Annotated in this window: 18 protein-coding genes; 3 read left to right on the forward strand and 15 right to left on the reverse strand. The window is 62.1% G+C overall.

What is annotated here, in order from left to right; translation table 11 throughout:
- From rodZ to B3229_RS15840, 6 genes are all read right to left on the reverse strand, one after another.
- Nucleotides 1–771 (reverse strand): cytoskeleton protein RodZ (rodZ, locus tag B3229_RS15815; protein ID WP_286872310.1); only part of this gene is annotated, 771 nt, incomplete at its 3' end.
- Nucleotides 761–1,492, reverse strand: a complete 732-nt coding sequence (gene pilW / locus B3229_RS15820; protein WP_286872312.1) for a type IV pilus biogenesis/stability protein PilW — start codon at nt 1,490–1,492, stop codon at nt 761–763. The genes rodZ and pilW, both read right to left, overlap by 11 nt.
- Nucleotides 1,493–1,575: 83 nt before the next feature.
- The gene (locus tag B3229_RS15825) at nt 1,576–2,745 is read right to left on the reverse strand and encodes a bifunctional tRNA (adenosine(37)-C2)-methyltransferase TrmG/ribosomal RNA large subunit methyltransferase RlmN (protein ID WP_033753922.1); all 1,170 of its coding nucleotides are present in this window, start codon (nt 2,743–2,745) and stop codon (nt 1,576–1,578) included.
- 186 nt (nt 2,746–2,931) lie between these two features.
- Nucleotides 2,932–3,363, reverse strand: coding sequence for a nucleoside-diphosphate kinase (ndk, locus tag B3229_RS15830; RefSeq protein ID WP_003848684.1), 432 nt, complete (start codon nt 3,361–3,363; stop codon nt 2,932–2,934).
- A 170-nt stretch (nt 3,364–3,533) separates the two neighbouring features.
- Nucleotides 3,534–5,858: a peptidoglycan glycosyltransferase PbpC gene (gene pbpC / locus B3229_RS15835; protein ID WP_286872317.1), complete on the reverse strand. Its 2,325-nt coding sequence runs from the start codon at nt 5,856–5,858 to the stop codon at nt 3,534–3,536.
- Between the two features lie 3 nt (nt 5,859–5,861).
- Nucleotides 5,862–10,748 carry an alpha-2-macroglobulin family protein gene (locus B3229_RS15840; protein ID WP_286872319.1) on the reverse strand — a complete coding sequence of 1,629 codons (4,887 nt, stop codon included), beginning with the start codon at nt 10,746–10,748 and terminating at the stop codon, nt 5,862–5,864.
- Between the two features lie 141 nt (nt 10,749–10,889).
- Here B3229_RS15840 and sseA point away from each other — a divergent pair, with 141 nt between their 5' ends.
- Nucleotides 10,890–11,729: a 3-mercaptopyruvate sulfurtransferase gene (gene sseA, locus B3229_RS15845; RefSeq protein ID WP_048783972.1), complete on the forward strand. Its 840-nt coding sequence runs from the start codon at nt 10,890–10,892 to the stop codon at nt 11,727–11,729.
- Nucleotides 11,730–11,759: 30 nt separating this feature from the next.
- Here the strand turns inward: sseA and sseB are convergent, their stop codons facing one another.
- The 5 genes from sseB to trmJ form a co-directional block, all read right to left on the reverse strand.
- Nucleotides 11,760–12,524, reverse strand: a complete 765-nt coding sequence (gene sseB, locus B3229_RS15850; RefSeq protein ID WP_048783974.1) for an enhanced serine sensitivity protein SseB — start codon at nt 12,522–12,524, stop codon at nt 11,760–11,762.
- A gap of 48 nt (nt 12,525–12,572) precedes the next feature.
- Nucleotides 12,573–13,859: an aminopeptidase PepB gene (gene pepB / locus B3229_RS15855; protein WP_286872322.1), complete on the reverse strand. Its 1,287-nt coding sequence runs from the start codon at nt 13,857–13,859 to the stop codon at nt 12,573–12,575.
- A 155-nt stretch (nt 13,860–14,014) separates the two neighbouring features.
- The gene (locus tag B3229_RS15860) at nt 14,015–15,181 is read right to left on the reverse strand and encodes an IscS subfamily cysteine desulfurase (protein ID WP_286872325.1); all 1,167 of its coding nucleotides are present in this window, start codon (nt 15,179–15,181) and stop codon (nt 14,015–14,017) included.
- Between the two features lie 89 nt (nt 15,182–15,270).
- Nucleotides 15,271–15,768 (reverse strand): Fe-S cluster assembly transcriptional regulator IscR, encoded by a 498-nt coding sequence (gene iscR / locus B3229_RS15865; RefSeq protein WP_033753949.1) that lies wholly within the window; start codon nt 15,766–15,768, stop codon nt 15,271–15,273.
- A 108-nt stretch (nt 15,769–15,876) separates the two neighbouring features.
- Nucleotides 15,877–16,614 carry a tRNA (cytosine(32)/uridine(32)-2'-O)-methyltransferase TrmJ gene (trmJ, locus tag B3229_RS15870; RefSeq protein ID WP_048783981.1) on the reverse strand — a complete coding sequence of 246 codons (738 nt, stop codon included), beginning with the start codon at nt 16,612–16,614 and terminating at the stop codon, nt 15,877–15,879.
- 121 nt (nt 16,615–16,735) lie between these two features.
- On the opposite strand from trmJ, the gene suhB reads away from it, so the two are divergent.
- Nucleotides 16,736–17,539 (forward strand): inositol-1-monophosphatase, encoded by an 804-nt coding sequence (gene suhB, locus B3229_RS15875; protein ID WP_048783983.1) that lies wholly within the window; start codon nt 16,736–16,738, stop codon nt 17,537–17,539.
- A gap of 221 nt (nt 17,540–17,760) precedes the next feature.
- On the opposite strand, the gene B3229_RS15880 is transcribed toward suhB, so the two are convergent.
- The 3 genes from B3229_RS15880 to B3229_RS15890 all read right to left on the reverse strand — a co-directional run bounded on the left by B3229_RS15880 (nt 17,761) and on the right by B3229_RS15890 (nt 20,606).
- Nucleotides 17,761–18,774, reverse strand: coding sequence for a TIGR04086 family membrane protein (locus B3229_RS15880; RefSeq protein ID WP_048783985.1), 1,014 nt, complete (start codon nt 18,772–18,774; stop codon nt 17,761–17,763).
- Between the two features lie 213 nt (nt 18,775–18,987).
- Complete coding sequence (locus B3229_RS15885) at nt 18,988–19,971, reverse strand: nickel/cobalt transporter (protein ID WP_286872332.1); 984 nt, start codon at nt 19,969–19,971, stop codon at nt 18,988–18,990.
- Complete coding sequence (locus B3229_RS15890) at nt 19,962–20,606, reverse strand: DUF1007 family protein (RefSeq protein WP_286872335.1); 645 nt, start codon at nt 20,604–20,606, stop codon at nt 19,962–19,964. Before B3229_RS15890 ends, B3229_RS15885 begins: the two co-directional genes overlap by 10 nt.
- A 139-nt stretch (nt 20,607–20,745) precedes the next feature.
- On the opposite strand from B3229_RS15890, the gene csiE reads away from it, so the two are divergent.
- A complete protein-coding gene (gene csiE, locus B3229_RS15895) occupies nt 20,746–22,014 on the forward strand; it encodes a stationary phase inducible protein CsiE (protein WP_286872337.1) in 1,269 nt (422 codons plus the stop codon).
- On the opposite strand, the gene B3229_RS15900 is transcribed toward csiE, so the two are convergent.
- A complete protein-coding gene (locus tag B3229_RS15900; protein WP_048783994.1) occupies nt 22,011–23,150 on the reverse strand; it encodes a 3-phenylpropionate MFS transporter in 1,140 nt (379 codons plus the stop codon). The genes csiE and B3229_RS15900 overlap by 4 nt on opposite strands.
- Nucleotides 23,151–23,204: the final 54 nt, after the last annotated feature.

Consider the following 23,204-nt stretch of genomic DNA (forward strand, 5'->3'; position numbering starts at 1 on the left):
GACCACGGGATGAGGGTCGGCTGCCGCTTGGCCAACGGGAGGGCGGCTGGTCGGCGGCGGACCGGCGGGGGCCGTCGGGCTGGCCGCGTTATCGACCGGGGCGTGGCTCGGGGACACCACGGCGGTGTTGGCCGACGGGGGGGCCGGCGCCGCGCTGTGAGCGGCGCTGTGGGCGGGCGCGGTGCTGGACGGCTGGCTGGCGGCAGGCGCCGCCGCGCTGGCGTCCGCGCTGTTGGTTTCGTCCGGCGCGGCAGGCGCCGCCGTCTCGTCGCTGGCGCCGCCGTCGAGCGGAATAGACTGGCTCGCGTCGCCGCTGCTGCCGTTTTGATCGGCCATCGAGACCAGATCCTCCTGCGACGCCTTATGGTTTTGCCACCACCAGGCGCCGGTCAGGCCCACCACCACGAAAAGCACCAGCCAGGTGAAAATCATCAGCCAGCCGTCGCGTTTCTTGCGGCGTTTGCCCAGCGAGAAGTGCTGCATCGGTTCGATTTTGGCCGCACGCACCGGGGTCTGCTTCGCCATCATCGGCAGCAGTTCCTCTTCAGGAATGTGCACCAGACGCGCATAGGAGCGGATGTATCCACGCAAAAAGGTCGACGCCAGATCGGCAGGCGCTTTGTCCTCTTCGATATCGCGTACGGTCGTAAGTTTCAGGCACAGGCGTTCAGCCACGTTTTGCTGAGTCAGCCCCATTTGCTCACGGGCCAGACGCAGGCGTTCACCTGTGGAATGTACTGCAGAGTTGTCTTGAGTGGCTTCAGTATTCATTAGCTAAATAACGCTGGTACTGTATCGATTGTGGAAAACTTCGCGCCAACCGGTCGCCATAACGTGTAACGTCAGCAGCGTTTCCCTGTTGCGCGGCGAAACGTATCTGTAACTCTAAGCTGCGCGCCGTAGCAGGCAGATATTGCTGATAAAGCTCTATTAACAGTAGAGCACGCGCCGGAGAGAGGAGACGTTGTTTTTCCGCCTCGTCCAGCAGAGCGTCGCCTTTCGCGCGATCCGCCTCCAGCGCCCGACTCAGCGCCGCTCGCGCGGCCAGCGTCTCGTCTGCCTGAAGATAGCAATATCCCGACAGTTCCCACGCATCGATGCGCGCTTCATTTTCCGATGCGCTCATCGCCTGCTTAAACTGTTGATGCGCTTCGTCATACTGCCCTAAAGCGCAGAGAAACGCACCGTAATTGTTAGCGACAAAGCCATTTGCCGGCGCCAGCCGCTGCGCCTGTTGGTAGCTGCGCGCCGCCTCATCGCGACGGCCCTGTTTCTCCGCCAGGCGCGCCAGCGCCAGGGCCATTCGATAGTCGCGGGGCGCGGAGGCCTGTGCCCGCTGGAAGTTGCGGCGCGCGTTGGCGTAATCCTCCGCCGCCAGATAGTGCATTCCCAGCGCCAGACGCGTTTCCGCCGCGCCAGAATGCGGCGGCTGGCTGACACACCCGGTTACAACAATCAGGGCCAGCAGGCTGGCCGGTAATCCTTTACCCATTTCGTTCTCCTGGTCGCAAGAGAGATTGCGTGGCAGCAGCCTGCCACGCGTCGCGACCCGGTCAAAACGATCTGTTCCCGGTTTCAGAGCGCCTTCACAGATATGGCTTCGCCCGCCATTTTTTTACGCATGGTACGCTTGGTGCGGTCAATCACATCGCCCGCCAGCTGCCCGCAGGCCGCATCGATATCGTCGCCGCGCGTTTTACGCACGATAGTAGTAAATCCGTATTCCATCAATACTTTAGCGAAGCGGTCAACGCGGCTGTTAGAGCTACGGCCGTAAGGCGCGCCCGGGAAGGGGTTCCAGGGGATCAGGTTGATCTTGCTCGGCGTATCTTTCAACAGCGCCGCCAGCTCGTGCGCATCGTCGGTGCTGTCGTTCACGTGGTCCAGCATCACATATTCGATGGTAACGCGTCCCTGATTGGCGTTCGACTTCGCCAGATAGCGCTTCACCGCGCCGAGGAACATCTCGATATTGTACTTTTTGTTAATCGGCACGATATCGTCGCGCAGCTTGTCGTTCGGCGCATGCAGCGAAATCGCCAGCGCAACGTCGATCATATCGCCGAGCTTATCCAGCGCCGGCACCACGCCTGAGGTCGACAGGGTGACGCGACGCTTTGAGAGGCCGAAACCGAAGTCGTCCAGCATGATCTCCATCGCCGGCACGACATTGTTGAGATTCAGCAGCGGCTCGCCCATGCCCATCATCACCACGTTGGTGATAGGACGCTGGCCGGTAACTTTGGCGGCGCCGATAATCTTCGCCGCGCGCCATACCTGGCCGATAATCTCGGAGACGCGCAGGTTGCGGTTGAAGCCCTGCTGCGCCGTCGAGCAGAACTTGCACTCCAGCGCGCAGCCCACCTGCGAGGAGACGCAAAGCGTGGCGCGATCGTCTTCCGGGATATAGACGGTTTCCACCAGCTGATCGCCGACGCGTATCGCCCATTTAATGGTGCCGTCGCTGGAGCGCATCTCTTCCGCCACTTCCGGCGCGCGGATTTCCGCGATCTGGCTCAGCTTGCCGCGCAGCACCTTGTTGATGTCGGTCATCTGCTCGAAATCGTCGCAGCAGTAGTGATACATCCACTTCATCACCTGATCGGCGCGGAACGGCTTTTCGCCCATCGAGAGAAAGAGCTCGCGCATCTGCTGGCGGTTAAGATCGAGCAGGTTAATTTTTTCGCTTTTGGGGGCAACAGCAACGGGGGAAGCGGACGACGGCGTCACAATCAGTTCGGACATAATGTTCTCTGGCCTCGTTATTACACGTTATGGCTCTGGTTAAGGATAGAAAAAAAAGACGCCCTTGCTGAGACAAGCTCAACAAGGGCGCGATATTGTACAACATCTGCGGTGTGATGCCAGGGTAGAGGGCGACGCGTTAGCGAGAAATTTGTAAAGCGCGCGCTCCGGCTGGCCTCGACGCGATTAACGCGTGCGCGGGCAGATCTCGTTTTCGCCGAAGAAGTAGGCGATTTCACGCGCGGCAGACTCAGCGGAGTCAGAACCGTGGGTGGCGTTTTCGGTGAAGCTGTCGGCGTAGTCAGCGCGCAGCGTGCCAGCCAGCGCGTTCGCCGGGTTGGTCGCGCCCATCAGATCGCGGTGACGCTGAACGGCGTTTTCGCCTTCCAGCACAGATACCACAACCGGACCAGAAGTCATGAACTCTACCAGACCGTCGAAGAACGGCTTGCCCTGGTGCTCAGCGTAGAAACCTTCAGCCTGCTCTTTGCTCAGCTGCAGCATTTTAGCGCCAACGATTTTGAAGCCAGCGCTTTCAAAACGGTTGTAGATGGCGCCAATCACGTTTTTAGCAACGGCGTTTGGTTTAATGATGGAGAAGGTACGTTCGATTGCCATGTTGACCTCTGTCTTTAGCATCCTGAAGAAACCGGGAACCCGCTCCCGGTAAGAAAACGCGCCGATTATAGGGAGATCAACGGGCGTTGCCTATTAGCTATCGTATGATTTATTGAAAATTATTGATATTTGTCGATGCAGGCAGGCAAATAATGTGCATTGCGCCGCATTCAGTCGCGGATAAAGGAAACGGCCGCCAGCTCTCCCGCCTCATCCATCACCACCAACTGACAGGGGCCGGCATCGCGCAACGCCAGCTGTACGCGGCTGTTCTCCTCGCCCTGCTCTACCGGCTCGCCGTTTAAAAACCACCAGCGACGCGCGCCCTGACCGCCCTGCACCGCCACCGGCACGATCAGCACGGCTTTGCCGGGCAGCGGCTGCAGATGCTGGCCGTTGATAACGCCGGTGATCACCATCGGCGCCGCATTGCCCTGATGCAGCGGTGGACAGGCGGCGTCGACCGGCGGCAAACGCTGCGCGCGCTGCTCGCTGCTGGGCAGCCAGGGCTCCAGCGGCAGCGGCCACAGCAGCCGTTCGCGGCTCTGGGCGCCGGGACAGTCCGCCGCCACCCGCCTTCCCTGCGCGTTTTGCCAGTAGCGCAGCCGCAGTCCGTTCACGCCTTCCTGGCCCGGCGCCAGCAGCGTCGGCGGCAGGGTCTGATTCAGCACCCAGCTTTGTCGGCGCTGGCGACAGTTTTCATCCCCTGTGGGCAGCGGCTGGCCGCCGGGCCAGCAGATGCTCTGCGCGCTGACCGAGGCGGGACGCGGATCGCGCGGCGTGCCGCCGATCGGCATATGGCCAGCCAGCAGGTTCGCCACCTGATGCATCACCGGCACCGCCGAGGCGAAGCCGACCTGCCCCGCGACCGGCGTGGCGTCCGGTCTGCCGACCCAGACGCCGATGAGATAGCGCGGCGTGACGCCGATGGTCCAGGCGTCGCGATAGCCGTAGCTGGTGCCGGTTTTCCACGCCAGCGGCACGATATCGCTCGTCGCGCCGCTGGCGGCAGGCTGCGCGTCGCCCGCCAGCATGCGCCGCACGATCCAGGCCGCGCCCGGCGACAGCAGGCGACGCTGCCGCAGCGGCTGATCCCCGAGGTAGCGCAGCTGCGCGGCGTCGCCCTGGCGCGCGAAGGCGCTGTAGGCCGCCACCAGCTCATCCAGCCGCGCGCCGGTTCCGCCTAACGCCAGCGACAGGTTAGGCTCGGCGCCGGCCGGGAAGCGCAAATTCAGGCCCACGTTGCGCAGCCGCGCCGTCACGCTTTTTGGGCCAAGCGCGTCCAGCAGCTGGACGGCGGGCAGATTGAGCGATCGCTTCAGCGCTTCGCTGGCGCTGACCGGCCCGTGGAAGCCGCTGTCAAAATTGCCTGGCCGGTAGTCGCCAAAGCGGCGCGGCACGTCCTGCAGCAGCGATTCGCCGTGAATCAGCCCGTCGTCCAGCGCCATGCCGTAGATAAAGGGTTTCAGCACCGAGCCGGGCGATCGCACGCTGGCGACCATATCCACATGACCGAAGCGCCTGTCGTCGCGAAAATCCACCGAGCCGACGTAGCCGCGTACTTTCATATCGGTGTGATCCGCCACCAGAATCGCCAGCGAGGTGCGCGGCGGCAGCTGCGGCTTAAGGGCGGCGGCGAGATTTTCCAGCTCGCGCTGCAGCGAGAGATCCAGCGTCGAGACGATTTTAGCGTCGGCCGAGAGCGACAGCAGACGGCGCGCCAGCAGCGGCGCGGTCTGCGGCATCTGGCGCGGCGGCAGCCAGACCGGCTCCTGCAGGATCTCGTCGACCTCCTGCTGCGGCCAGACACGGTGTTCAGCCAGGCGCTGCAGCACCTTATTGCGCGCCGCCTCGGCGCGCTGCGGCCAGCGATCCGGACGCAGGCGGCCAGGCGCCTGCGGCAGCACCGCCAGCAGCGCGGCCTCGCCTTTCGTCAGCTGCGAGGGCGGCTTACCGAGCCAGATCCAGCTTGCCGCGCCCACGCCCTCGACCGTGCCGCCAAAGGGGGCACGATTGAGATAGAGCGTCAGAATCTCGCGCTTCGACAGGTGCCACTCCAGCTGCAACGCCCGCCACGCCTGCACCGCCTTGCCGGAGAAGCTGCGCGGCTGCGGATCGATCAGGCGCGCCACCTGCATAGTCAGCGTGCTGCCGCCGGAAACGATGGCGCCAGCGCGCAGATTCTGCCCCGCCGCGCGCAGGACGGCGATCGGATTGATGCCGGGATGACGCCAGAACCAGCGATCTTCGTAGTTGAGCAGCGCCTCAAGGTAGGCGGGCGCGACCTCCTCTGTCGTGACCGGATAGCGCCAGACGCCCTGCTTATCAGCGAAGCGCCAGAGCGGCGTGCCATCTTCCGCGACCACCACGCGCGCCGGCTGCACCTCGCGCAGCGGCAGCGGAAACAGCCGGTCGAGTCCGAAAAGCGCCAGCGCCAGCGCTAAAAAAACAAGCGGCGGCCAGAGCCACCGCTTTTGCCCGCCTTTCAGCTTCATGCCTTAACGCACACTGATTTTCTCCGGCGTCGCGCCCACGGCGCGCCACTCCGGCACGTACATCGACTCGACCTGCGGCGGCGGCAGGCGATAGCTGCCCGGCGTCACCGCGCGCGCCAGATAGAGCAGCGTCTCGGTTTTGTAGCCGCTCAGCGCCAGCGCCGCGACAAAGCGATCGTCGCGGAACTCGATATGGCGGATATCCGCCTGCTGCATATCCATCATGCTCTCCTTCAGCGCATCCGCGCCGTCGCCGAGGCTGGCGCTGCTGTCGCTGAGGTTCTGGTTTTCCAGCTCCAGGCCGGCAGGCAGCAGATCGACCACCAGCGCGTCGCTGACGCGCTTGCTGGAGGAGACCTTGAGCCGCACCACCAGCAGCTGGCCGCTGCTGAGGTTATCCAGATCCGCCGGTTTGCCGTCGAGCGTGAAGTATTCGCGCGTCACATTGAGCACGTTGTGCATCGGCTTCGGCGCGGCAAGCGGATAGCCCGTGACGTTGAGCGCGCCGTAGAGCGGCGCCTGGCCTCGGTTGGTCAGCGTGACGCCATGCTGCAGCTGGCTTTGGTTCATGCCCTGCGTCAGCGGGCCGCTGCCTGCCAGCGGCTGGGCGTCGCCCGCCAGCGTCGCCTGCCAGGCTTCGCCTTGATGCTGCTGCAGCGTGCGCGCCGCCAGGAACAGGGCATTATTCTCCTGGGTAGAGAACCAGGTCTGGCCATACGCCGCTTTCGCCAGCTCCTGCTGCAGCGCCGGCTGCATCTCCGGCAGCAGCTGGTTTTCCGCCAGCAGCGCCACCGTCAGCGCGCGATCGCGCAGCGCGCTGCCGTAATCGCCCAGCCAGCCGTCTGCTTCGCGCGTCAGGCCGACGCCCTGCGCCAGCGCCAGCTGCGCGCGCTGCGAATCGCCCATCAGCTTCAGCGCCACGCCGAGCTGCACCAGCGCCAGTCCCGATTTGGCCTTGTCGCGCTTTTCATAGAGCGCGCGCAGCGCGCCGAGCGGCGCCTGCTGCTGACGCGCCAGCACCATGCCCGCATAGGCCTGCACGCTAAAGCGCATCGCCTCCTCGTTGCTGCTCCAGCGGGTTTCGATCTGCGCCGGATCCTGCAGATAGCGCAGCAGGCGCTCGTCGGCGCGCGCAATCGTCTCCGTCGGCACGCTGTAGCCCGCCTCGCTGGCGCGCAGCAGAAAATCGGTGACGTAGGCGGTCAGCCAGAACTCCTCTTCGCTCTCTTTGCTCCAGAGGCCAAAGCTGCCGTTGCCGCGCTGCATGCCTGCCAGCCGCGCGATGCCGGTATCGACGGCGGCGCGCCGCGCCTCGTCGCTGCTGGTTTTGATGCCCATCGCGGCGAGCTGCGCCTGACTGGTGAAAATCGACGGCCAGATGCCGCTGGCGGTCTGCTCGAGGCAGCCGTACGGATAGGCGTAAAGCGCGCTGATATAGTGGCCGATATTCAACGGCGGCTGATTGCTGAGCGAGAGCTGTCCGCTTAGCGTTTCAGGCTGCAGCCCGCTAAGGGCGGCGGCCTGAACCTGCCAGCTCTGCCCGGCCTGCATCACGCCGTCGACGCTCAGCGTTTGCGCCGGATAAGCCGGACGCACGCCGATTTTCCAGCTGCGCTGGCTGTCGGCCAGCGCTTCGCCCGCGATCGCCAGGCCGGAGACCCGCACCTGCACCGCGCCTTCGCCGAAACCGCCCTGCGCCTTCACCGGGATATGCAGCGTGGCGCGCGCCCCTTTCGCCAGCTGAACGCGGTGCGAGGCGGCCCCACTCAGCGCAATCTGACCCTGAGTCTGCACATCGACCTTCAGCGCCTGAGGCTGTTCCGTGAGATTGGTGAGATCGAGCGCCAGCATCGCCTGATCGCCGCTCGCCATAAAGCGCGGCGTCGCCAGCTCGCTGATCAGCGGCGCGGCCACCACCACTTTTCGATCCGTCGAACCGAAGCTGTCGGCGCTCCACGCCTGCGCCATCAGGCGCAGCTCGCCGTTGAACTGCGGAATCGGCAGCGCCAGCGTGCCCTCGCCGTTTTTATCCAGCGTGACCGGCTGAAGCTGCTGCGCCACGATATTAACCTCGGTGAGCGGCTTTTTGCCGCCGCGCGACGACGCTTCATCATCGCCGTCACCGCCGAAGCGCAGCGTCGCCAGTCGCCCGCCGCCTTCGATGAGCTGGCCAAAAACGTCATACTGATCGGCATTGTAGCGCTTGCGGCCAAAGAACCCTTCCCAGGGATCGGGAGTTTTGTAATCGTTGATATTCAGTACGCCGCTGTCCACCGCCGACAGCAGCACCTGGATAGTCTGCGGCAGCTCGCCGCCGACGCGGCTGGCTTTAACCTTCACCTTCAGCGTCTGCTCAGGGCGAATTTTCAGCGGCGCGTCCAGCGTCAGATCGAGGCGACGCGCGTCGGTCGCCATCGGCAGCGGCAGCAGCCCGACGGCGCGCTTCGGCGTGGCGCCGCTGGCCTTATCGCCGTCGCGCACCACGATGGCGCTGAGGTAGAGATCGTGGCGCTTCCAGCTGGCGTCAAGCGGCACATCGATAGTCGCGCCGCCCGCAGGCACGTCGATCGGCTGCCGCCACAGGGTGCCGCTGCTCGACTCCACCATCAGATAGCCTTTGCCCGCCGCTGGCGACTCTACCTGAACATGGGCGGTCTCGCCGGGCCGCAGCGCGATTTTATCCAGTTTGAGCTTCACCTGATCGGGCCGCAGCGCGCCGGTGCCGTTGGTGTTGTCCTCCCACCAGTAGCCCGCGCGGAACTGCACGCTGGAGATAATCTTCTCGCCAGCCTGCACTTCGAGGCGATAGGCGCCCCACTCCACCGGGAAACTCACCTTTCGACTGCTGCCGGCGGCCAGCGAAATACGCTGCGCGTCCTCCTGCAGATCCTTTTCGTCGTGGCGCATCTGCCAGCCTTCGCTGTCGGAGAAGCTCCAGTAGTAGTCGCGCCGCTCGTGGATCAGTCGCACCTCAAGATCCTTCGCCGCCAGCTTCTCCCCTTTGCTGTTGGCATAGACGATATCGAAGTCGGCGATGCTGTTCTCCGGCACCGTCGGCTGCTGGGTGTAACGATCGTAGCGGTAGTCATAGACCGATTCGCTGTTGAACAGCGGCCGGATGCCGGGCAGCGCGGGCGCGGGCCAGATCGCCTGCGTGACGCGGCGCGTGACCGGTCGGCCGCCCGTCTCCAGCAGGCTCGCCTGCAGGATAAGGTTAAGCGGCGAGTGGATCTGCGCCCACTCGCTCTCTACCGTCAGCTGCAGCTTGCCCTCGTCGTCCAGCGTGTCGTCGATATCGTCCAGGTTGCGTTTGCTCTCCTGCTCCATCTCGTCGCCGAACTGGTAGCCCGGCAGCGCGGCGACCGCTTCGCGCGCCGGCCGCAGCATTAGCTGCGCCTGCAGTTCGTTGCCCGCCGCAGGCGCGCCGTAGAGGTAGCGACCTTCGATATTGAAAACGACGTCGTCGTCAGGCGACAGCGGGCTGTCGCTGTTTTGCAACGTCAGCGCCATGCGCTCCGGTAGGAAATCTTCGACGTGAAAGGTCCAGCTGCGCGGCTGGCTGTCGCCGCTGTTCAGGCGCAGCGTCCAGTCGCCGGTCATCGCTGAGGAAGGCAGCGCAAAGCGCTGCTGATAGAAACCGTTCTCCGGCTGCCAGAGAAAGGTTTGCGCCACTTCGCCGTTGGGCTGCACCACTTCCGCCTTCAGCGGCTGCGCGGGCAGCGGCTTGCCGTCGGCATCACGCAGCAGCGCGTTAACGATGACCGTTTCGCCGGGACGATAGAGATCGCGCGGGCCGAAAACGAACAGCTGCTTGTCGAAGCCCTGAGAGCCGCCGACGGGAAACTCCGCCAGATCCAGCGCCGGCAGATTGAGATCGATAAGCGAGGTCTCTTCTTTTTGCGTGGCGATTAACACCTTGCCTTTCGCCTGCGTCGGCAGACGCAGATAGCCGCTGTCGTCGCTGACGCCGCTGGCGAGCTGTTTTCCCTTTTCATCCAGCAGCTGCACGCTGACGCCAGCCAGCGGCGCGCCGCTCGCCAGACTCTGGGTAAAGAGCGCCATTTCGCCGGGGAAACGATGCAGCGACAGCCCGATATCGCTCAGGGTAAACAGCGTGGCGGGCAGCGTATAATTATAGGAGCCCGCCTGTTTCATCACCGCCAGATAGACGCCTGGCTGTTTCAGCGGCGCCACCTCCGCCAGCGGCAGCTGCAGCTTCTCTCGCGTGTTGCGCGCCGGATTCAGGTCAAAGCGCCCGGTGTAGACGAGGTCGGCGTGATTAAGCAGTTCGCGCGACGACCAGTAAGAGAGATTGTTGCCGTAGTTCCACTGGGCGAGAAAATCGTTTAGCGAGGCGGCTTTTACGCGAAAGAAATCGACGTCGACGCGCGCAACGTTGAGCGCCAGTACCGGCAGCCCCTGGGTCAGACGCAGCGGCAGCAGCGAGCCGCGGCTGGCGAAACCGACCATCGGCTGAATATCGCGCGTGGTCAGCGACTGGCTAAAGGGCGTGGCTAAGGTGGTGCCGTTGGCGGCGCGCAGGCCGGCCTCAACGCTGACCGTCAGCTTGCGCGAGGGTTCCGGATGGCGAAAGCGCAGCGATTTGCCGTTCTGCGCCAGCTCCCAGCCGCCGTCGACCTTACCGCTTTTGTCGTCGATGAGCGCAACGCGCGCGGCAAAATCCTGTTTGTCGTCGAGCGGCGTATTAAAGGTCAGCACCAGCGCGGCCGCGCCGTCCAGCTGCAGCTCGGAGAAGTCGATAACCGAGAGCGCTTTCGCCGCTGGCTGCGTCGCGGCAGGCTCTGCGGCGGCCAGCATAAAGGTGCCGCCGCCCAGTAGCGCTGCGCCCAGCGCGACGCCAGCGAGCAGACGTTTGATAACTCTTTCCATGGTAAATCCCTCGCCCGTCCCAGATGGGTTAATTTCGCCGCGCAATTTCACCGCAAACCCGCGATTTTAGCAATGCCGCCCTTGAGATAGCCTTCACATTCCCCGACACTGGGCTTTTCCTGACGATAAGAAGAGGTTGCAATGACAGCCATATTTGTCTCCGCCGACTGGTTAAATGAACACTACGCCGATGAGAATGTGCAGGTGCTGGACGCCCGCATGCTGCCGCCGGGTCAGGAGGCCGTGCGCAATATCACGGCGGAGTATCTGGCGGGCCACCTGCCGGGCGCGCCTTTCTTCGATATTGAAGCGCTTTCCGACCACACCAGCCCTTATCCCCATATGATGCCGCGCGCCGAACGTTTCGCCGTGGCGATGCGCGAGCTGGGCGTCCACAGCGACAAACATCTGGTGGTCTACGACGAGGGCAACCTCTTCTCTGCGCCGCGCGCCTGGTGGATGCTGCGCGCGTTCGGCGTGGCGCAGGTGTCGATCCTGGCGGGCGGCCTGCAGGGCTGGAAAGCGGCGGGTCTGCCGCTGGCGACCGGCCAGGTCGCGCTGCCGGAAGGGGAGTTTGAGGCGACATACGATGAAGGGCAGGTCCGGCGCCTGACCGATGTGCTGCTGATCAGTCATGAGGGCGGCGCGCAGATCGTCGACGCGCGCGCGGCGAACCGCTTCAACGCCGAAGTCGATGAGCCGCGTCCGGGCCTGCATCGCGGCCATATTCCCCGCAGCCTGAACGTCCCCTGGAACGATCTGGTAGTGAACGGCGCCCTGAAGCCGGAAGCTGAGCTGCGCGCGGTTTTTGCCCGAGCGGGCGTGAAGCTGGATGAGCCGGTGGTAGCGAGCTGCGGTTCAGGCGTGACCGCCGTGGTGGTGATCCTGGCGCTGACCGTGCTGGGCGCGCGCGACGTCACGCTCTATGACGGCTCCTGGGGCGAATGGGGCAGCCGGGACGATCTGCCGATCGAGAAGTAACTGCGAGGTGCGGCATCGCGCCGCACCCGATTAGATAATGCGCGGACTGCCTTTGAAGTCGCGCAGAAAACTGCCCCAGCGACGCTCGTAAAAAGGGGTAATGTGGGCGGTGAAAAAGTGGCTGATGCCCTTCTCGTCCGCCACCACTTCGCAGATATCGATCGGCGCGTCGTCCGGCAGCGTATCGGTCGCAACGCTGCCCGCCGCCTGAATAATCGCTTCAATATCGCTTTCCGCTTCGATGCCGATCAGCAGATTTGGCTGCTGGTCTGCGCTTTCGCGAATGCTGGCGATAAAGGCGCGGCGCACCTGTTTGTATTTGCTGAACAGCTGCGTCAGCGAGTCGATCATCTGCGCGGGCGGCGTCTCCACCTCCGACAGCAGTAGCGCGTGGCCGCCTTCCAGCACGGTTTGCTGGCTTAGCGCGTCGCCCTCTTCGCCCAGCAGATGGGCGATCTCCGCTGGAGAAAACTCTTTGCCGGTAGGCAGTTTGGGATTCAGGAACAGCGTTTCGCCGCGCGTCATCTCAAACAGCGTGCGCACCGGCAGGCGCAGATAAGCCTGTTCGCCCGCGATCGCTTCGCTCATCGCCTCCTGCGAGGTAAAAAACGGAATGACGCTGCGGCCATCCTCTTTTTCCCAGTGTTGCAGATCGACCGGCGTATCCGCCGCGAACTGCGTCTCGGTGCTTTCGCCCGGCACCCAGACGTCGGCGGCCAGCAACAGCTGAAAAAACTCCGGACGGTGCGCCGGCTCGGTTGCCGCCAGCTTCAGCACCTCTTCAAGACGGTTCATGTTTTGCCTTTCTCACTAAGGCGACGGTCAACGCCGTCGCCGGATCCTTTACTTGAGCAGCAGATTCGCCAAGGTACGCACGCCAATGCCGGTTGCCCCTGCCGACCACTGATCCACCGCGCCTTTACGATAGGTCGCTGAACAGTCGATGTGCAGCCAGCCTTCCTGATAACGGGTGACGAAGTGCGACAGAAACGCCGCCGCGCTGCTTGCGCCCGCCGAATGCGCCGCGCTGGCGATATTATTGAGATCGGCGAAATTCGAAGGCAGATGGTTGCGGTGGAACTCCGCCAGCGGCAGACGCCAGAACGGCTCGTTCTCGCTGGTGGCGCTGCCCATCAGCGACTGCGCCAGCACGTCGTCAAAGGTGAAGAGCGCGTGATAGTCGTTGCCCAGCGCGGTTTTCGCCGCGCCGGTCAGCGTCGCGGCGTCAATCAGCAGCGTCGGCTGCTGTTCGCTGGCGTCGATCAGGCCGTCGGCCAGTACCAGACGCCCTTCCGCATCGGTATTCATCACTTCGACCGATTTGCCGTTGCGGTAGCGGATGATGTCGCCGAGACGGAAAGCGTTGCCGCTGACCATATTGTCGGCGCAGCAAAGGAACAGTTTGACGCGCTGCTTCAGGCCGCGCGAAATCGCCAGCGCCAGCGCGCCGGTCAGGGTCGCCGCGCCGCCCATGTCGGACTTCATCGAGTCCATAAAGGCGCTCTGCTTCAGGCTGTAGCCGCCAGTATCGAAGGTGATGCCTTTGCCGACCAGGCAGGCGTACACCGGCGCGCTGTCGTCGCCGGTCGGGTTGTAGTCCAGCGCCAGCAGCACCGGCGGACGGCTGGAGCCGCGTCCAACGGTATGCAGGCCAAGATAGCCCTGCGTGCGCAGATCGTCGCCGCGCGTAACGCGATAGCTGACCGCCTCGCCGCCGACTTCCCTGATGAGATCGATAGCGCCGTGCGCCAGATCTTCCGGACCCAGCTCTTCCGCCGGCAGGTTAATGGTGTCGCGCACCCAGTCGATAATGCGCAGACGGCGGGAAAACTCCGCCTGATCCTGTTCGTTCAGGGTCGGCCAGACGACGTTGCGCTCTCCTTTCGGACTGCGATAGCCCTGCCAGAACGCCCAGCACGGCTCCAGATCCCAGCCTTCGCCGCTCAGCGCGACGTGGCGAATGCCCTGCCCGTCGATCTTGCGCGCCGCGCGCTGGATAGTATTGAGCTGATCCGCGCCGTGCAGGTGAATGGTCATGCCGCCGTCGTTGCTGGTCAGAATCGCTTTTTCGCCCCAGCGCGCATCAGCGGGCTGGTGGCTCAGCGTAATGTTCATCGGTTGTGTTGTCATCGCGAAACTCCATATGCGTTATAAGTATCATCCAGCCAGAAGCGCAGGCTTTAGCCGTTAAACGTCAGACCTGATAACAGATATTGCCGGGTGACGCCAGCGGATCCAACTGGAGGCGCGCCGTTTCCGGATTTCCCCGGAACAGGGCGCAGCCGTTAACGTGAGGCAGACACCGGCGCGCGCAGGCGAGAGACCACCTTTTGCACCAGCGCAATGGCGTAGTCGATCTCTTCTTCGGTGGTAAAGCGGCCGAGCGAAAAGCGCAGCGAACTGTGCGCCAGCGCCTCATCAAGGCCGATGGCGCGCAGCACGTAGGAGGGTTCCATGCTGGCGGAGGTGCAGGCCGAACCCGACGAGAGCGCCAGGTCTTTCAGCGCCATAATCAGCGACTCGCCGTCGACGCCAGCAAAGCTGATATTGAGAATATTGGGCGCGCTCTGCGCCAGATCGCCGTTAAGCTGCACGCCGTCCAGCGCGCTCAGCCCCTGCCACAGTCGCGCGCGCAGCGTCGCCAGGCGCGCCATCTCGCTTTCCTGCGCCTCGCGCGCGAGGTGAAAAGCTTCGCCCATACCGACGATTTGATGCACCGGCAGCGTGCCGGAACGCATGCCGCGCTCGTGTCCGCCGCCGTGCATCTGCGCGTCGATGGTAACTTTGGGTTTGCGTCGCACGTAAAGCGCGCCGATGCCTTTCGGGCCGTAGAGTTTATGGGCGGAGAACGACATGAGATCGACCTTGAGCGCGCTCAGGTCAATCGGCAGCTTGCCGACGCTCTGGGTGGCGTCGACGTGGAAAAGAATATCGCGCGCGCGGCACAGCTCGCCGATGGCGGCGATATCCTGAATCACGCCGATTTCGTTATTCACATGCATCAGCGACACCAGCACGGTGTCGTCGCGCAGCGCGGCGCGCACGGCGTCAGGCGTAATAATGCCGTTGGCGGGCGGCGTCAGATAAGTCACCGTAAAGCCTTCGCTTTCCAGCTGTTTGCAGCTGTCGAGCACGGCTTTATGTTCGGTCTGGCTGGTGATGATATGTTGACCGCGCGCGCGCTGGGCATGCGCGGCGCCTTTCAGGGCGAGGTTGTCCGATTCGGTCGCGCCGGAGGTGAAGATGATTTCACGTGGATCGGCGTTGACCAGCTCCGCCACCTGATTGCGCGCCACGTCAACCGCCTCTTCCGCCTGCCAGCCGAAACGGTGCGAGCGCGAAGCCGGATTACCAAAGGTGCCGTCCAGCGTCAGGAACTGCATCATTTTGCTGGCCACACGCGGATCGGCCGGCGTGGTCGCGGCGTAATCCAGGTAAATCGGTAATTTCATTGCGCTAAAGCTCCGTATCAAAAATCATACGTCTTTATAGCAGATTCGGCCCTCACCGCGTTAGCAGTAAGGGCCGCACAGAAAGGGGATCAGGAGGCGCGCAGATTGACGTTGATTTCCTGAACGCGGTTGTTCTGGAAACGACGATTGTCCTGTGAATTCTGACGGTCCGCCACGTCGAGGATCTCCTGATTGTTCACCAGCTCGGCCAGCGTAATGTTGTTCAGGAAATCGCTGATGCGCACGCTAAGATCGCGCCACAGCACATGGGTCAGGCAGCGTTCGCCGCCCTGGCAGCCCTCTTTGCCCTGACACTTGGTGGCGTCGACGGACTCATCCACGGCGGTAATGACTTCGCCTACCGCAATCGCGCTGGACTCTTTGCCCAGCAGATAACCGCCGCCCGGACCGCGCACGCTGGCGACCAGACCATGTTTACGCAGACGCGAGAATAACTGCTCCAGATAGGAGAGCGAAATGCCCTGACGCTCGGAAATATCAGCCAGCGGAACCGGCCCCTGATGGGAATGCAGGGCAACGTCCAGCATCGCGGTAACGGCGTAACGTCCTTTGGATGTCAGTCTCATAGCGTACTACCTCAATAGCGTCCGGTTATCGGAGGATTAGCAAAAGATAGCCGAAGTCTGACATTCCCGAGTATTTTGGTCAACTATTTAACCGAGTAATTTACTCAACTACTCTTTTTCACCTTTGCGCTTCTCAAACGAGGCCAGCATGCCGCGCAGAATATTCAGCTCATCGCGCTCTGGACGGGCGCGCGTGTAGAGGCGACGCAGCTTGCTCATGACCTGTCCCGGGTTGCCTTCGCGGATAAAGCCGCTGGTCAGCATCATCTGTTCCATATGCTGATAGAAGCGTTCCAGATCGTCTACCAGCGGGTATGGCGATTCGGCGTATACCGGCGCGGGCTGCGCTTTTTCCTGCGCCGCCAGCCACGCCATCCGCACCTCGTAGGCGATGATCTGCACCGCCATCGCCAGGTTGAGCGAGCTGTATTCCGGGTTCGCCTGAATGGCGACATGGTAGTGGCATTTCTGCAGCTCTTCGTTGGTCAGCCCGACGCGTTCGCGCCCGAAGACCAGCGCCACCGGCGCCTGCTGCCCCTCTTCCACGCTTTTTACGCCGCATTCGCGCGCATCGAGCATCGGCCAGGGCAGCGAGCGCGAGCGGGCGCTGGTGCCGACCACCAGGCTACAGCCAGCGATGGCCTCGTCGAGCGTATCGACGATCTGCGCGTCGCCGATCACGTCGCTGGCGCCCGCCGCCAGCGAGATCGCCTGCGAGTCAGGCTTCACCAGCGGATTAACCAGATAAAGATTGCTTAAGCCCATGGTTTTCATGGCGCGGGCCACGGAGCCCATGTTGCCGGTGTGAGAGGTTTCCACCAGTACGATTCGGATATTTTGCAGCATTAGTTGGCGTCAGTGAGGAAATGATGGGCAGCATGCTAACATAAGTCGAGACATTTAAAGAATGCGCTGCTATACTCCGCGCCGTTTTTCCTCGTTCTTTAACATCCAGTGAGAGATACCGATGCATCCGATGCTCAACATCGCCGTGCGCGCTGCGCGCAAGGCCGGCAACCTGATTGCCAAGAATTATGAAACCCCGGACGCGGTCGAAGCGAGCCAGAAAGGCAGCAACGACTTTGTTACCAATGTTGACCGTGATGCAGAACGACTGATTATCGAAGTGATTCGCAAATCCTACCCGCAGCACTCCATCATTACTGAAGAGAGTGGCGAACTGCCGGGCGACGATCAGGACATTCAATGGGTTATCGATCCGCTGGATGGCACCACCAATTTTATCAAACGCCTGCCGCACTTCTCTGTTTCTATCGCCGTACGCATTAAAGGCCGTACCGAAGTGGCGGTGGTTTACGATCCGATGCGCAACGAACTCTTCACCGCCGTACGCGGTCAGGGCGCGCAGCTTAACGGTTACCGTCTGCGCGGCAGCACCGCTCGCGATCTCGACGGCACGATTCTCGCCACTGGCTTCCCGTTCAAAACCAAGCAGCACGCGCCGGCCTTTATGAATGTGGTCACGAAGCTGTTTACCCAGTGCGCCGACTTCCGCCGCACCGGCTCCGCTGCGCTGGATCTCTCCTACGTCGCCGCCGGCCGCGTTGATGGCTATTTTGAAATCGGCCTGAAGCCGTGGGATTTTGCTGCCGGCGAACTGCTGGTGCGCGAAGCGGGCGGTCTGGTCACCGACTTTACCGGCGGTCACGGTTATATGCACTCGGGCAACATCGTGGCGGGCAACCCGCGCGTGGTGAAGTCACTGCTCTCCAGCATGCGTGACGAGCTGAGCGAAGCGCTGAAGCGCTAAGATGAAAAAGGCGGCTTTTAGCCGCCTCGAACTCACGCTGGAAATGTAAAAACGCGGATGGTATGAAGCGAAGAGCAAAGCGTCCCGCGCCAGGGATGGCGCGGGCCGAGCGCTCAGGGATGACTTGAGCGACTTTGCGATCGATTCATACCATTCGCGTCTGCACCATACAAAATTAAAGGCGGCTTTTCAGCCGCCTTTTTATTAACTCAATCTCAATCTTAACGACGTTCGTGGCTCAGCACCTGACGCGGCTGAGTGCGACGACCGATGCGTCCCATCACGCCAGCCAGCACCGCTTCAATCAGCAGCATAAAGAAGGCGTACCAGCTCGCTTTCGCGGTTGCCGCAGCAGCCTGCTCAGCCGCCTCGCGCGCTTTCTGTTCTGCCTGCTGCTTCAGCTGTTGATACTGCTGCATCGCTTTCTGATAGCTCTGTTCGGTCTGGCTAACGATCTGCTCAACTTCCTGATCGCTCTTACCGGTGCGCGCCTTGATGATATTTTTCAGCGCGTCGCGGTCAGCCGCCTGCAGGGTATCGGCATGACGATTCATTACGCCGCTAATCCAGTTGGTAATATCGGTATCGGCGTTCTGCGGATTTTGCGCGGTATTTTTCGCCTGATTTTCGGCATTATTCGCTTCGCTATTCGCATCCTTCTGTAAATTTTCCGGCTGCAATTCCGGCTTGCCGGTCTGGCGCAGCGTGGTGGTCAATTCATTCTGCAAATCATCGAGGTTGATATTATTTTCCTGCAGCTTCTGTTTGGCAAAGTCGGTCACTGCCGGCGCCGCTGCGGAAATACCGCTACCTGCCGCCTGGAAGCCTGCGCCAATAATATTAAATGCGCCGCCGATCAGGCTGCTGGCAAGAGAAACGGCCAGCCAGATAGTAAATAACGTGCTCAGGCCAAACATCAGCAGACCATGCAGCGCGCCTTCACGCTGCGCCAGACGGCCCGCCAGATAGCTACCCACCGCCATGGCGATCAACATGCTCAGACCGGTCCATACCAGAGCGCCGGTGCCAAGATGCTGCAGCGGATTTTGCTCCTGCTGCGGATCGACAGTAGTGGCGCCAATCGCCGTTCCGAGCAGCGTCAGTAAAATATGCACAATCAGCGCGCCAATTACGCCAGCGAATACGGCGCTCCATGAAATACGCTTTAACGGTAATCCCGCGTGCGTTTCAGTAATGGTTTCTGTTGTGCCATTATTAATCCGGGTTTCGTGCATGGTGGTTCTCCTCGCAACAGACAACGTTAAATAATCAATATTAATAAAGGGACAATACATGTGGTTGTTGTTATTTAGCGTAGACGAGAAAACTATTTTCACCAGAGCAAGCGGCAATATATTGCAATTAGCGAAGCGTGAATATTTGAGATAAGCAAAGCGGAATAAAGCAAGGACGCAAGATACTATTTTTTGCGTCCCCTGTTGCGGTTGTTAGCCGAACGGACGAAGACCGCCGCCGACGCCGGGCGCAGCGCTTTGCCACAGCGCCAGCCCCGCCGCGATCAGCAGCGCGCTGCCGATCAGCGCCAGCAAAGGCATCGCCAGCGCCGCCGTCGAGGCCGTGCGGCTTTCATCGCCCAGCCGCTGCGCCAGCGTCCGAGCGCGCTGCACCAGCAGGCCAATGGCGGAAATGGTTAAGGCGGTGCCCAGCGCCATCACGACTGCCGACAGGACGCCCCAGAGATAAACGCCGATAACGCGTGAAAAGAGCAGCATCATGATTGCGCCCGAACAGGGACGCAGCCCCATTGACGCCACCAGCAGCAGCTGGGTTTTCACGCTGACCGCCTCAGCGACCTGCTGCGCATCCGGCAAATGCGCATGGCTGCAGCCGCAGTGCGCGTGGTGCTGATGAGCGGCGCGCAGGGCGCGGATCGTTATCGGCGAGCGCGGGCGTAGTTGACGAAGCAGCGTCTTCAGTGCCCGCACGCCGATCCATATCCCTAATCCGATCACCAGCAGATAGCTGCCCTTCTCCAGCCAGTAGCTGCTGAGATGCAGCTGGCGCGAAGAGGTCTGCAGCACTACCAGCATCAGCGTCACCAGGACAATGGCTACGCTGCCCTGCAGCAGCGACGCCAGCAGCGTCAGCCTGAGCGTGATATTGAGGCGCGCCGGATGGGTCGCGAGGAAGGTGGTGATGACCACTTTGCCATGGCCGGGCCCCAGCGCATGCAGCACGCCATAGGCCAGGCTGAACAGCATCAGCAGGCCGCCAGCCTGCCCGGGCGCGGTTTTAACCTGCTGCAGCAGCTGGGTCATCTGCTGATGCAACCCTTTCTGCCAGATGGCGCTTTGCAGCAAAATTTGTGGCCAGTATTGCCACAGCGTCAACGCGCCCGCCGCCAGCGCAAGGACCAGCAGCCACAGCGGCCAGACGCGACGCGCGCGGCGTTGAGAAAACATCAATGACATGTCAGCGTTACCTTTTGCGCAAACTGACGCCCCAGATCCATCTGCTCAGACGGCGCGTCGGCTTTATCGAGCGACAGCGCGTACTGCTTCAGCGAGCTATCGGGTTTCGGCGTCTGCAGCGCCACCTGGCAGCGGTCCTGCAGCGCGGCGGGCAGGCTAAGGGCGCGGGCGTCGCTATAGGTCATATCGACGAAATAGGTGGGATCGAACGTCAGGATGTCGAAACGCTGTCCGGCCAGCTGCGGCGGCTCTGCCAGCGGCAACACAAACTCCAGCACCGCTTTGTTGCCGCTGCGCGACAGCGCGTAGGACTTCGGCAGGTTAAGGAATTTCACGCGCTGGCCGTTGTGCCAGACCTCGGAAAAGTAGTGCTGGCCCAGCACGTTCGCCATCACCTCCGCCGCCAGCTTTTTCCAGCTCTCACTGCCCGGTTTTGCATCGCCTGCGTCGTAAAGCAGATCGGCCGAAGTAATCTCGTCCATGGTCCAGCGCATTTTCAGCCCGGTTAGCGCATCGCCGTCGGCGAGCAGTTCGGTTTGCATGTCGATAAAGCTGTGCGGATGCGCATAGCTACTGGCGCTCAGCGCCATCAGTAAGGTAAAAAGCGCGCTTCTTGTGAGGTTAAAAAAGGACATACCAGGTTAAACGCTCCGGTGAATGACAAAAAAATTGTGACCCGTCCTGAAGCATTGCACAAAAAACCAGCCGAAAGCCGCGGCCTTATTTGCCATTGGCTATTCTTAGCGCAATACCGGACCGCTGGAATCTAGACTGATGAGTTCTGCTCCCTCTTCGGCACCACTCTTCACCCGTTCACAGCGTCGTTGTCATCTGCTGCTGCTACTGTATCTGCCCACTCCCGCGCTTACGCTCGAAAAACTCTGTCAGCTGAACGGGGTCGAGGCCGCTGTCGCCCGACAGGATATCGAAGATGTCAGGGATGAGATACAGCGTTATCACCAGCTGGAACTGCATCATATGGTGGACGGCAGCTTTCGCATTCACGGCACCGAGCTGGATCGGCGACTTTGCCTGCTGCACTGGCTGCGGCGCGGGCTGCGCTTGTCGGAAAACTTCGTGCGCGACCACTTCGCCGCGCCGCTGCGCCAGCGGCTGAAAGCGATGAAGATTGAGAAAGCGCTCTACGACGAAACCAATCTGCAGGCGCTGATCCAGCACTGCAGCCTGAAACTCTGCCGCGACTTCAGCGCGCGCGATCGGCTGTTTCTGCAAATCTTTATGAAATATGGCCTGATGCAGCGTCAGCCCGCGATGTTCAACGAGCGTCAGCTTGCCTGGCTGCAGCAAAAGTATGAGCGTGAGGCGGCAATGGACGTCATTCTGCACTGGCAAAAGCGCTGCCACCTGGCGCCGCATATCAGCGAAGCGGAATTCTGGACGCTGCTGTTTAGCCTGATCCACGCGCCAGCGCCTGACGCGCTCGATCATCCCTGCAGCCAGCGGCTGATGCAGGCCACCAGGCAACTGGTCGCCGCCTTCGAGCAGCTGGCCGAACTGCGCTTCGACGAGCCCGAGGAACTGACGGAGCAGCTTTATACCCATCTGGCGCAGGCGCTGGATCGCGCTCATTTCAGCATCGGTATTGATAACAGTGTGGCGCTGGATGTCACTAAGCTCTATCCGCGCCTGCTGCGTACCACGCAGCAGGCACTGAGCGATTTCGAAACCGCGTACGATTTACGCTTTAGTCAGGAGGAGGTAAGCCTGATTGCGGTGATCTTTGGCGCCTGGCTGATGCAGGAGAACGCGCTACAGGAGAAGCAGGTATTGCTGCTGACGGGCGATAACGCCCGGCTTGAGCAGCAGATTGAGCAGCAAATCCGTGAAATCTCGCTGCTGCCGATCAATATCAAATATCAGGAGATGAGCGACTTTCAGCGCGAGGGCGCGCCGCGCGAGATCGCGCTGGTGATCTCGCCTTACGCCACCTCGCTGCCGCTCTATTCGCCGCCGCTGATCCACGCCGAGCTGCCGCTGAGCGAACATCAGCAGCAGCGCATCCGGGCGCTGCTGGAGGCTTAAACCGCGCGCGGCCGCAAGAAGAGCGCCGGCAGCGCCACCAGCGCCATCACCCAGAAGAGATGCCCCTGCAGATGCGCGAACAGCACGCCGCAAATCATGGTCATGACCGCAATGCCGCCGCCCATCGCCAGCGCTGAATAGATCGACTGCAGCCGAATCACGTCCGGGCCGCGGCGCGCAGCGATAAAACGCATCGCCGCCAGATGACAGACGGTAAAGCTGCCGCAGTGCAGGATCTGCCCCACAATAAGCCACGGCAGCTCAACGGTCGCGCCCAGCAGCGTCCAGCGCGCCAGCGCGCAAAGGCCGGAGAGCAGCAGCAGATCGCGCGCGCGCCAGCGGCGAAACAGGCGATTGCTCAGGGCGAAAACCACAATCTCCGCCACCACGCCGAGCGACCACAGATAGCCTACCACCGAAGCGGAATAGCCGCTCTGCTGCCACCAGATGGCGCTGAAGCCGTAATAGGCGGCGTGCGCGCCCTGCATCAGCGTAACGCACAGCATAAAGCGCCACACGCTGTTCTCGCGCAGCAGATCGCGCCACGCCTGCCAGCCGCCGCTCGCCGCGCTGTGCCGCTCCTCACCCTGCGGTCGGGTGTGCGGCGGCAACAGCATGCCGCCCAGCATCGCCAGTACGCCGACGGAGAGCAGCGCCAGAATCGCCTGCGAGGACCAGTGGTTCACCAGCAGCCCGGTCAGCGCGGAGCTGATAACGAACGCCAGCGATCCCCACAGCCGCACCGGCCCGTATTTGAGTCCGATCTGCTGCGTCCAGGTGGCGGCCAGCGCATCGCTGAGCGGCACCAGCGGCGAGAAAAAGAGGTTAAAGCCCACCATAACGAAGAGCAGCCACAGCCACTGCTGCCCTATCCAGTAGCCGGCGGCGAACAGGCAGGTCATCAGCGCCAGCAGCCGCAGCGCGGTAATCAGCTGCGCTGGATGTTTGACCTGTGAAGCGATCAGCAGGCTGCCCATGAAGCGCGCCACCATGCCGCAGCCCAACAGCAGGCCGATTTTTTCCGCGTCGAGGCCGGTCTCTTTTAACCAGACGCCCCAGAAAGGCAGATAGATGCCGTAGCAAAAAAAGTAAGTGAAATAGCCAAGACCGAGCCATTTCGCCGAGCCGATAGTCATCCTGCCTCCCGCAGCAAAGTGTCCATGATAAGTAAGTGCGCGCGATTTTAGCCT

Source organism: Pantoea sp. UBA5035, assembly GCF_002415245.1.
GTDB lineage: Bacteria > Pseudomonadota > Gammaproteobacteria > Enterobacterales > Enterobacteriaceae > Pantoea > Pantoea septica.